This window comes from Streptomyces durhamensis (genome assembly GCF_000725475.1).
GTDB classification, from domain to species: domain Bacteria; phylum Actinomycetota; class Actinomycetes; order Streptomycetales; family Streptomycetaceae; genus Streptomyces; species Streptomyces filipinensis.
In genome coordinates, this window is record NZ_JNXR01000224.1 from 1 (window position 1) to 202 (window position 202).

At 69.8% G+C, this 202-nt stretch carries 1 protein-coding gene; it reads right to left on the minus strand.

The genetic code is table 11. The features are described 5' to 3' along the window. A partial coding sequence (locus IO33_RS45555; protein ID WP_037687717.1) for an acyltransferase domain-containing protein occupies nucleotides 1-202 on the minus strand: 202 nt, incomplete at both ends.

Below are 202 nucleotides of genomic sequence, written 5' to 3' on the forward strand. Positions count from 1 at the left end.
GGCGACCATCGCCCCGCCCACGGGCAACGCCTGCATCAGCGCCGCACGCGCCGACACCAGCTTCGCCGCGTCCTCCAGCGACAGCACACCCGCCACATGAGCAGCCGCGATCTCACCCACCGAGTGACCAGCCACAAAGTCCGGCCGCACACCCCACGACTCCAACAGCCGGAACAACGCCACCTCGACCGCGAACAACGCC